This is a genomic window from Streptomyces sp. NPDC046985 (assembly GCF_040644415.1).
Classification (GTDB): domain Bacteria; phylum Actinomycetota; class Actinomycetes; order Streptomycetales; family Streptomycetaceae; genus Streptomyces.
In genome coordinates this window covers 1-9,058 of record NZ_JBEYWK010000043.1, presented here as the reverse complement: position 1 = coordinate 9,058, position 9,058 = coordinate 1, and the positions used below count along the sequence as shown (strand labels likewise).

Here is a 9,058-nt window from a genome sequence, read left to right as displayed (position 1 = left end):
CGGCTCAGCGCCCCCGCTCTGCCGCCGTCGCCGCCCACCCGCATCCGCATCCCCTCGATCCGGGTGAACGCCCCGCTGACCGGCCTGGCCCTGTCGCATCGACCTTTGGTCGTGGCCGTCGATCCGGGCGGCCGCTCACCCCCGCCGGCGGGGCGGGAGGGGGAGGAAGCCGCTGGTACGGGCCGCGTACGCCTCCCAGCCGGGACGTCCCTCCATGTGCTTCTCCAGCAGTCGCTTGCCGCTGCCCTTGATCAGCAACAGGCTCATGACCAGCGGCGACACCACGGAGACGGCGGCGGCCTGGAACCCGGCGTCGCAGGCGACGAGGAACAGCCCCCACCACACGCAGAAGTCGCCGAAGTAGTTGGGGTGCCGGGTCAGGCTCCACAGTCCGCGGTCCATGATCTGCCCGCGGTGGGCGGGGTCGGCCTTGAACCGGGCGAGCTGGGCGTCCCCGACGGCTTCGAAGAAGACGCCCGCCGCCCACAGCGCGGCGCCCGCCCAGGACAGGACGGACAGCGGCGCGGAACCGTACTGGGCGGCCTGCACCGGCAGGGACACCAGCCACACCAGGGCGCCCTGCACCAGGTAGACCTTGCGCAGGGCGTACAGGTTCGGGTGGCCCGGGGCGCGGGCCATCAGCTCCGCGTAGCGCGGGTCCTCGCCGTGGCCGCGGCCTCGGCGGCCTATGTGCACCGCGAGCCGCAGCCCCCACACCACGGTGAGGGCGGTGACCAGGGCGCGGCGGTCCGGGTCGCCCGCGCCCGCCGAGGCCGCGAAGCTCACCAGGGCGACCGCGGCGAAGGCGGCCCCCCAGGCGACGTCGACCACCCGGTGCACCCCTTTGACGAGGGCGACGGCGAACGTCGCCAGCATCAGGGCCAGGGCCGTCGCCGCCGCCCAGCCGAGGTTCGCGCCGAAGCCGGCCCAGGCGAACTGGCTCACCGCTCCTCCAGGTTGCGGTACCAGTCGACCGCCTCCGCCCCGGTCAGCCCGCTGTCGCCCCCGTCGGCGGGGCGGACGGAGAGGATCTGGTCCACGCCCATGCGGCGCTCCTCGAAGGCCAAGGCGCCGCCGACCAGGTAGAGCCGCCACACGCGGGCCGTCTCCTCCCCGGTCAGCCGGACGAACTCCGCCCACCGGTCCTCCAGGGTGCGGCGCCAGGCGTCGACGGTGCGCACGTAGTGCTCGCGCATCGACTCGACCGAACGCACCTCCAGGCCGGCGCCCTCCAGCAGGCCCACCGTGTCGCCGACCGGCCGCATGTGCATGTCGGGGGCGATGTACGCCTCGATGAAGGCGCCGCCGCCCGGCGCGTGCGCGCCCCGGGACATCTGCTGCACCAGGACCCGGCCGCGCGGGCGGACGTGCCGGTGCAGGGCGGCGGCGAACGCCGGGTACTCGGCGTCGCCGACGTGCTCGCCCATCTCCACGGTGGCGACGGCGTCGTAGCCGGCGCCGCTGATGTCCCGGTAGTCCTGGCACACCACCTCCACCCGGTCCTCCAGCCCTCGCGCGCGCACCTGCTCCCGTACGTGGGCGGCCTGTTCGCGGGCCAGGGTGACCGCGGTGACCCGCGCCTTGTGCTGTTCGGCCGCGTACAGGGTCAGCGAGCCCCAGCCGCAGCCGATGTCGAGCAGGCGGGCGCCGGGGGTGAGGCCGAGCTTGCGGCAGATCAGCTCCAGCTTGGCGCGCTGGGCGTCGGCGGGGTCGGCGCCGGGGTCCTCGCTCGTCCAGTAGCCGCAGGAGTAGGCCATGGTGTCGTCGAGCAGCAGCCGGTAGAAGTCGTTGGACAGGTCGTAGTGGTGGCTGATCGCCGCGCGGTCGCGGGCCCGGCTGTGCAGGCCGCCGCGGAGCCGGGCCTGGCTGTCCGGCACGGGCGGGCGGGGGCCGACGGCGCCGAGCCGCACGGCCGCGGCGACCGCACGGGCGCGTGCGGCCGGGGTGAGCTTCGGGGCGTGCAGTCCGCGTTCGCGGGCGGCGGACCACAGGGTGCGCAGGCCCTGCGCGAGGTCGCCCTCCACGTCGATCTCACCGGTCACATAGGCCTGGGCCAGACCGAGTTCGCCGGGCTGCCAGAGCAGCCGGCGCAGCGCCCGACGGGATCGGACGACGACCACGGGGGCGCCGACCGGGCCGGTCTCGCTGCCGTCCCAGGCGCGCAGTCGTACCGGCAGCGGGCCGCCGATCCCGTCCTCGGCGAGTGCGGCGATCCGGTGGGCGGCTCCGGTCCGGGCCGAAGCGCGGTTCGCGGGGCGGGTGGCACTCATGCGGCCGAGTCCTCCTTGGTGAGCAGGAAGTGCTGTACGTCGAGATAGCCGGAGCGGAAGCCGGCCTCGGAGTAGGCGAGGTAGAACGTCCACAGGCGCCGGAAGGTCTCGTCGAAGCCGAGGGCGGCCACCTCGTCGGCGCGCTCGGTGAACCGCTCCCGCCACAGGCGCAGCGTCTCCGCGTAGTGCGCCCCGAAGTCGTCCCGTCCGGCGACGGTCAGCCCGGTGCAGTCGCGCACAGTGTCCTCGACGGCTCGCACGGAGGGGATCATGCCGCCGGGGAAGACGTACTTCTGGATCCAGGTGTGGGTGTCGCGGCTGGCCAGCATCCGGTCGTGCGGCATGGTGATGGCCTGGAGGGCGACCCGGCCGCCGGGCGCCAGGCGCTCGTCGAGGGTGCGGAAGTACACCGGCCAGAACTCCGCGCCGACGGCCTCGATCATCTCCACGCTGACCACCGCGTCATACGTGCCGCGGGCCTCGCGGTAGTCGCACAGCTCGATGGAGACCCGGTCGGCGAGTCCGGCGGCGCGCACTCGTTCCAGGGCGAGTTCGCGCTGTTCCCGGGAGAGGGTGAGCGAGGTGACGTGCGCGCCGCGGGCGGCGGCGCGCAGGGCGAGTTCTCCCCAGCCGGTGCCGATCTCCAGCAGCCGTGTGCCCTCGCCCACGGCGGCCAGGTCGAGCAGCCGGTCGATCTTGCGGTGCTGGGCGGCGGGCAGCAGCGACGGCTCGGCCGGGAAGCCGCGGAAGACGGCGGCGGAGTAGGTGAGCGTCTCGTCCAGGAAGAGGGAGAACAGGTCGTTGGACAGGTCGTAGTGGCGGCTGATGTTGTCGCGCGCGCCGTCGGGGGTGTTGCGCTGGGCGGACGGCTGGCGCTGCGCCCACACGCCGCGCAGCCGTTGCAGCGGCGCCGGGATCAGGTCGGCCGCGTGGGCGGCGAGCACGCTGAGGGCGCCGACCAGGTCCGGGGCGTCCCACTCCCCCGCCATGTAGGACTCGCCGAAGCCGATGAGCCCCTGCGCGCCGATGCGGGCGTGGAAGGCCCGCGGGTCGTGCACTTCTATCAGCGGGCCGCCGAGGCCGAGCGTGGCGCCGTCCGCGAAGCGCACGCGCAGCGGAAGGCGGCGCAGGGCGTGCCGGACGACGGACGCGGCGACCGCCCGCACGGGCCAGGCCGTCGGGGGGACGGCGGCGACGTCGGGCCAGCGGACGGGGTCGGCGGTGGCCGCGGGGCGCACGGCGGGCGCCAGGCGGGCGGTGGGGCAGGGCTGAGCTGTGGTCATTGAGCACTCTCCGGGGTGCGGTGGCCAGGGCGCGGCTGCACCGGCAGGCCCCTCAGATACAGGCGGATGCCGTGGAAGCGGATGGCGGCCGACACCGCGAGGGTCGACCAGGGCCGGCGCAGCGCCAGGCGCAGCAGGGCGGGGGCCGTGGCCTCGCGCCGGACGCCGTGGACGGTGGCCGTGAACGGCGGGCTGCCGGGCCGTTCGAGGGTCAGGGACAGGTGGAGGCGCTCGCCGGGCAGCGGGAGCCGCATCTGGTACTGGCCGTCCACCGGGAAGAAGGGCGAGACGTAGAACTCCTTGGCGACGGTGGCGGCGCCGGACGGGTCGGTGTGCAAGAGGTAGGCGTGCCGTTGCCCGTAGGTGTTGTGGACCTCGGCGACCACGCAGCGGGGGGCGCCGTCCAGGTCGTGGCACCAGTAGAGGGTCAGCGGGTTGAAGACGTGGCCGAGCACCCGCGCGTGCGCGAGCATCACCACCCGGCCGCCCCGCAGGTCGATGCCGTGCTCGGCGAGGAACCCGTCGAGGGCGGCGCGCAGGGAGGGGGCCCGTCCGGTGAAGTGGTCGCCGGCCCGGAACCGGGCGAGCGGACGCAGCGGGCGCGGCAGCACGGGGAGGCGGTCGAGGTCGACCAGCCACATGTAGGTACGGTGCCGCAGGGCGTAGCGGGTCGGCGCCCGTCGCGTGTGGTGGACGGTGCACGGGTAGAGGGCGGGCAGGCGGGGCGTCTGGTCCTGCGGCTGCGTCACCAGCGCACCCCCAGCGCGGCGGCGGCCTCCACTCCGCTGCGGCAGCCGTCCTCGTGGAAGCCCCATCCGTGGTAGGCGCCCGCGAACGCGGTGACGGAGGTGACGAGTTCGGGCAGGCGGCGCTGTGCGGCGAGCGACTCAGGCGTATAGACGGGGTGTTCGTAGGTCATGCGGGCCAGCACCCGGTCCGGGTCGACGCGGTCCTCGCCGCCGAGGGTGACGACATAGGTCTGGGCGGCGTCCAGGCGTTGCAGCCGGTTCATGTCGTAGCTGACCCGGACCCGGCCGGAGTCGGCGCCGCAGGAGGGCATCAGGTAGTTCCAGGAGGCGCGGGCGCCGCGCGCGCGGGGCAGCAGGCCGGTGTCGGTGTGCAGCAGGGTGGAGTTGCGGGAGTAGCGGAAGGCGCCCAGCACCTCCTTCTCCTGCGGGGTCGCGTCCGCCAGCAGGCGCAGCGCCTGGTCGGGGTGGACGGCGACGACGACGTGGTCGTAGGAGGCGGTGGTCCCGTCCTGCGCGGTCACCTCCGCGCCGTCCGGGCGCCGTCGCACGGACCGGACCGGGGTGGCGGTGCGCACCTCGTGCAGACCGGCCGCGATCCGGTCGACGTAGGAGCGCGAGCCGCCCGTGACGGTCCGCCAGACCGGTGAGCCGGTCACCGCGAGCATGCCGTGGTGGTCGAGGAACCGGAAGAGGTAGGCGGCCGGGTAGCGCAGGGCGGTCTCGGCGTCGCAGGACCACACCGCGGACACCAGCGGGGTCATGAAGTGGCTGCGGAAGTAGGGGGAGAAGCCCTCCCGGTCGAGGAACCGGCCGAGGGTGAGCGTGTCGTCGGCGCCCGCCTCGTCGAGCAGCCGGCGGGCGCCGCGGTGGAAGGCGGGGACCTCGGCCAGCATGCGCAGGTAGGCGCCGCGCAGCGCGTTGCGGGGCTGGGCGAACAGACCTCGCGGGCCGCGGGCGCCCGCGTACTCCAGTCCGCAGCCCTCGCACCGCACCGACATGCTCATCTCCGACTCCTGCGTGGCGACGCCGAGTTCGCCGAGCAGGCGGAGCAGGTTCGGGTAGGTGCGGGGGTTGTGCACGATGAAACCGCTGTCGACGCGGTGGGTGCGGCCGTCGGGTGAGGCGAGGTCGTGGGTGTGGGCGTGTCCGCCGAGCCGGTCGTCGGCCTCGTAGAGGGTGACGTGGTGGGCGCGGGCGAGGATGTGCGCGGCGGTCAGGCCGGCGACTCCGCTCCCCACGACGGCGGTTCGGCGCACGGCGTCGCGAGACGGTGTCCCCCCGGACGGTGCTTGCATTGCTCTTTCCCTCCCAGTGGAGCGGTGCCATATGCGGGCGGAGCCGGTCCGCCGCCGCGGGGCGGGGCGGACCGGCCCGTAGCCGGATACCCGCCGAGTCCTGTACGACGAACCGGCGGAGCGCGGAACTGTCAGCTCTTGGGCATGAGGACGCTGTCGATGATGTACACGGTGGCGTTGGCGGTCTTGACGTTGCCGCAGACCACCTTCGCGGAACCGTTGACGGTGTACGACTCGCCCGAGCCCGACGTCATGATCTTCGACTTCTCCAGCGTCTCGTAGGAGCCGCTCTTGAGGTCCATCGGAGTCAGCTTCTTGCCCACCACATGGTAGGTGAGGATCTTGGTGAGCTGGGCCTTGTCGTTGAGGACCTTGTTCAGGGTCGCCTTGGGGATCTTGGCGAAGGCGTCGTTGGTCGGCGCGAACACCGTGACGTTCTGGGCGTTGTTGAGCGTGTCGACCAGGCCGGCCTTCTTCACGGCGGTCACCAGCGTGGACAGCGCCGGGTTGTGGGAGGCGGCGGTGGCCACCGGGTCCTTGGACATGCCGTCGAAGGAGCCGGAACCGCTCGTGGGGACGGAGGAACAGGCCGGCCCGAAGGGCTGGTCCATGCCGCTGCCGCTCGCGCTGCTGGGGGTGTCCATGCCGGTGCTGCTCGGCGTCGCGGACATGGACGCCTTGCCCGCCGTGTCGGACGACGCGGAGTCGTTGCTGCTGCCGGAGCACGCGGTCAGCACCAGCGGCAGGGCCGCGGCGACGGAGAAGATCCCTGCGGTACGGCGGATGCGGGTGTTCACGTTGTTTCCTCCTGTTGCGGTGTGCAGCACGACGCTGCGGGGACGAGGGGGCTCCGTCGCGGGTACGGGGCGCGCCGGCCGTCTTCGGCGGTCAGTCGACGGTCACGACCACGGAGTGCCATCCGGTGGCGCCGTCGGGGATGGTGCGGACGCGATCGGCGGTCTGCACCCGGCCGGTGCGGTCGGTGGCGCGCACGGTGAGGGTGTGCGCGCCCTTCGTGGCGTCCCAGGGGATGGACCACTGGCGCCAGGTGTCTCTGCTGTCCTCGGCGGCCAGTCGCGCCTGCCGCCACGGGCCGTCGTCGACGCGCACCTCGACTCTGTCGATGCCCCGGTGCTGGGCCCAGGCGACGCCGGCCACCATCACGGGGCCGCTGCGCGGCCGCGCGAACGGCTTGGGGGTGTCGATCCGGGACCCGGTCTTGATGGGCGCCTTGCGCGCCCAGCCACGCTTGACCCAGTAGGGGTCGTAGGCGTGGAAGTCGGTCAGCTCGATCTCCTGGATCCATTTGCAGGCGGAGACGTAGCCGTACAGTCCGGGCACGACCATCCGGACGGGGAAGCCGTGCGCGAAGGGCAGCGGCTCGCCGTTCATGCCGAGGGCGAGCATCGCGTCGCGGCCGTCCAGCACGTCCTCGACCGGGGTGCCGATCGTCATGCCGTCCACGGACCGCGACACCATCTGGTCGGCCGGGCCCCCTCGGGAGGGCGCCCGCACGCCGCACTCGGCGAGGAGGTCGGCCAGCCGTACGCCGGTCCAGCGGGCGTTGCCGACGTAGGGGCCGCCGACCTCGTTCGAGACGCAGGTGAGGGTGATGTCCCGTTCCACCAGCTCCCGGCGCAGCAGGTCGTCGAAGGAGAAGACGGCAGGACGGCGCACCCCCTTGCCGTGCACGCGCAGCCGCCACTTCGAGGCGTCCACCCGGGGCACCACGAGGGCGGTGTCCACCCGGTAGAAGTCGTCGTTCGGGGTGACGAAGCTGCTCAGCCCGGCGATCCGCGGTCCGGCCCCGGCCGGAACCGGGTGGGCCGGGGATCCGGGCCGCGGCAGCACGATGCGGTCGCGCGAGGCGGCCGCGTCCTTGCCGCGGGCCCCGGTCAGCGAGCGGCCCGCCGCTCCCACGCCGGCGGAGGCGGCCGCGGCCGCGGTGGCGGCCAGGACGAAGCCCCTGCGGTCCCAGTCCGCCCTCGGGGCCGCCCCGTCGCCGGGCGCGGGAGAAGACGCCGGGGAGGCGTCGGGGCGAGCGGGGTCGGACGCGGGAGGAGACTCCGGGGAGGCGTCGGGGCGTGCGGGCTCGGGCGGCGCCTCGCCCCGCGGCCGCGCCGCGCGCAGGCGGCCGACAAGGACGTACAGGAGCAGCGCACCGGCGACCGCTCCGACCAGGGAGGGCAGCGCGTCGACCAAGCCGATCGTGTCCGGGCGACCGGTGGCGGCGACCGCTCCGACGATTCCGAAGAGAAGGACCCCGGCGGCTCCGACCCGCCGGTGCCGCGTCGCCGCCGCACCCAGCGCCAGGGCCAGCAGGACGAGCACGGCCAGGATGCCGAGCTGGAGCACGAACTTGTCGTCGGAGCCGAACCGGCGGATCGCCCAGTCCTTCACCGCGGCGGGTGTGCGGTCGATGGCCGCACCTCCCACCGCGACGACCGGACTCGACTGCGGGCGTACGCCCGCCGCCGCCAGTTCGGCCACCGCCAGCGCGGCGAACCCGGCCAGCACCCCGCTCAGCGCACCCAGCGCCGGGATGATGGGGCTCCGCGATCGATGGTCCTTCTCTTCGTCCCTCACGGGAGGAATCCGGGGCTGCGGACGGGGTGGATTGGTCGATCCCCCGATCAAGTGAAAATTCTCCGTCCGGGCGTCGGCGCGGCCTGCGGTGACGTACTAGTGCGTGTCGCGGCACTGGCCGCCCGGTCCGCCGTACGGCGCGAGCGTGCCCGGTCCGCCGCACCGCGCGAGCGTGCCCGTGCCGGCGTCCACCCGGTCTCGCCGCCGGGACGTCGCACGGGCACGGACACGCGTCGTCAGCGCCGGTGCCTGGCGGCATTGCGCAGTCCGACCATGCGCAGGATCTTGATCTCGCGCATCAGCCCGGGGATCTCGCTGACCAGCAGGGCGAGCACCAGCCCGCCGATCACCAGGCCCTCCGCCTTCAGCACCTGCTTGGCTCTCATCGCCGTTCCTTCCCGGTCGTGCTCTGTGGTGCCCCCGCGGACCTCCCTCGCGCCCGGCGCCGCGCCGCGGCCGGGTCGGTCGCGGCCGCCCACCCGCGCCGTCCCGGCCGCGGCGTGCCGTCCGCGCCGGGTCGCACCGTCCCGTCCGGTCGCGCCGTCCCGTCCGGTCGTCAGCCGGGCGGGATGTTCGGCATGCTGTCCAGGATCGCGTCGTGCTTCTTGCAGTCGACGCCGGTGGACCGCCGGGCGTCGGCGGTGCCGTCCTCGTGGTGTCCCCGCTGCCGTTCGCAAGGGCCTTCGTTGCCCTGGTGCAGTCCGGCGACGTGCGTCGGAGTGTCGGGCTTCACGGCGGGCTTGCCGACTCTGATGCTGCCCATGATCCGCTCCTTCACTGTCCGTAGGTGGGGGTGTGGGTGGTGGTGAGGGTTCTGCCGTTGCCGAGGTACATGTGGACGCCGCAGGGGAGGCAGGGGTCGAAGCTGCGGACGG

9 protein-coding genes and 1 pseudogene are annotated in these 9,058 nt (G+C 74.0%); 1 reads left to right on the top strand and 9 read right to left on the bottom strand.

Annotated elements, in window-relative coordinates; all coding sequences use genetic code 11:
• Nucleotides 1-96: pseudogene (locus ABZ861_RS31340) on the top strand (class F sortase); the annotation flags it as partial.
• Between the two features lie 39 nt (nucleotides 97-135).
• Here ABZ861_RS31340 and ABZ861_RS31335 read toward each other — a convergent pair.
• The 9 genes from ABZ861_RS31335 to ABZ861_RS31295 form a co-directional block, all read right to left on the bottom strand.
• The gene (locus tag ABZ861_RS31335) at nucleotides 136-945 is read right to left on the bottom strand and encodes a DUF1295 domain-containing protein (RefSeq protein ID WP_361637390.1); all 810 of its coding nucleotides are present in this window, start codon (nucleotides 943-945) and stop codon (nucleotides 136-138) included.
• Complete coding sequence (locus ABZ861_RS31330; RefSeq protein WP_361637387.1) at nucleotides 942-2,270, bottom strand: cyclopropane-fatty-acyl-phospholipid synthase family protein; 1,329 nt, start codon at nucleotides 2,268-2,270, stop codon at nucleotides 942-944. The genes ABZ861_RS31335 and ABZ861_RS31330 overlap by 4 nt, the downstream gene beginning before the upstream one ends.
• Complete coding sequence (locus ABZ861_RS31325) at nucleotides 2,267-3,553, bottom strand: cyclopropane-fatty-acyl-phospholipid synthase family protein (RefSeq protein ID WP_361637384.1); 1,287 nt, start codon at nucleotides 3,551-3,553, stop codon at nucleotides 2,267-2,269. Before ABZ861_RS31325 ends, ABZ861_RS31330 begins: the two co-directional genes overlap by 4 nt.
• Nucleotides 3,550-4,305: a DUF1365 domain-containing protein gene (locus tag ABZ861_RS31320; RefSeq protein ID WP_361637393.1), complete on the bottom strand. Its 756-nt coding sequence runs from the start codon at nucleotides 4,303-4,305 to the stop codon at nucleotides 3,550-3,552. The genes ABZ861_RS31325 and ABZ861_RS31320 overlap by 4 nt, the downstream gene beginning before the upstream one ends.
• Entirely contained in the window at nucleotides 4,299-5,597 is a 1,299-nt protein-coding gene (locus ABZ861_RS31315; RefSeq protein ID WP_361637381.1) for an FAD-dependent oxidoreductase, read from the bottom strand. The genes ABZ861_RS31320 and ABZ861_RS31315 overlap by 7 nt, the downstream gene beginning before the upstream one ends.
• Before the next feature lie 131 nt (nucleotides 5,598-5,728).
• Nucleotides 5,729-6,394: a fasciclin domain-containing protein gene (locus ABZ861_RS31310; protein ID WP_361637379.1), complete on the bottom strand. Its 666-nt coding sequence runs from the start codon at nucleotides 6,392-6,394 to the stop codon at nucleotides 5,729-5,731.
• 91 nt (nucleotides 6,395-6,485) lie between these two features.
• Nucleotides 6,486-8,183, bottom strand: coding sequence for a molybdopterin-dependent oxidoreductase (locus ABZ861_RS31305; RefSeq protein ID WP_361637376.1), 1,698 nt, complete (start codon nucleotides 8,181-8,183; stop codon nucleotides 6,486-6,488).
• 236 nt (nucleotides 8,184-8,419) lie between these two features.
• Nucleotides 8,420-8,569 carry a hypothetical protein gene (locus ABZ861_RS31300; RefSeq protein WP_361637373.1) on the bottom strand — a complete coding sequence of 50 codons (150 nt, stop codon included), beginning with the start codon at nucleotides 8,567-8,569 and terminating at the stop codon, nucleotides 8,420-8,422.
• Between the two features lie 170 nt (nucleotides 8,570-8,739).
• Nucleotides 8,740-8,946, bottom strand: coding sequence for a hypothetical protein (locus ABZ861_RS31295; RefSeq protein ID WP_361637370.1), 207 nt, complete (start codon nucleotides 8,944-8,946; stop codon nucleotides 8,740-8,742).
• Nucleotides 8,947-9,058: the final 112 nt, after the last annotated feature.

Bases quoted from the DNA above. Each gene is read 5' to 3' on its own strand.
- ABZ861_RS31330 (WP_361637387.1), bottom strand. From the start codon at position 2,270: ATGAGTGCCACCCGCCCCGCGAACCGCGCTTCGGCCCGGACCGGAGCC.
- ABZ861_RS31325 (WP_361637384.1), bottom strand. From the start codon at position 3,553: ATGACCACAGCTCAGCCCTGCCCCACCGCCCGCCTGGCGCCCGCCGTG.
- ABZ861_RS31315 (WP_361637381.1), bottom strand. From the start codon at position 5,597: ATGCAAGCACCGTCCGGGGGGACACCGTCTCGCGACGCCGTGCGCCGA.
- ABZ861_RS31300 (WP_361637373.1), bottom strand. From the start codon at position 8,569: ATGAGAGCCAAGCAGGTGCTGAAGGCGGAGGGCCTGGTGATCGGCGGG.
- ABZ861_RS31295 (WP_361637370.1), bottom strand. From the start codon at position 8,946: ATGGGCAGCATCAGAGTCGGCAAGCCCGCCGTGAAGCCCGACACTCCG.